This window comes from Vibrio sp. ABH4_348, assembly GCF_056159765.1.
Genome location: NZ_JBSWVW010000013.1, coordinates 1 through 269, shown reverse-complemented (window position 1 = coordinate 269; position 269 = coordinate 1). Strand labels below are relative to the sequence as shown.

Annotated in this window: 1 rRNA gene; it reads right to left on the bottom strand. The window is 45.7% G+C overall.

Annotated features, from left to right (window positions below):
* A 16S ribosomal RNA gene (locus ACXAFJ_RS20370) occupies window positions 1–192 on the bottom strand; the annotation flags it as partial.
* Window positions 193–269 lie beyond the last annotated feature (77 nt).

Genomic DNA, 269 nt, shown 5'->3' with positions numbered 1-269 from the left:
TTATGCGGTATTAGCCATCGTTTCCAATGGTTATCCCCCACATCAGGGCAATTTCCCAGGCATTACTCACCCGTCCGCCGCTCGACGTCCAACAAATCATCCGAAGAGTCAATGTTGCCGTTTCCGCTCGACTTGCATGTGTTAGGCCTGCCGCCAGCGTTCAATCTGAGCCATGATCAAACTCTTCAATTTAAGTTTTGGTTGGCTCAATGAATACTGACATTACATATGTAATGTTGAATTGACTGTGCTGAATCCGAAGATTCAAT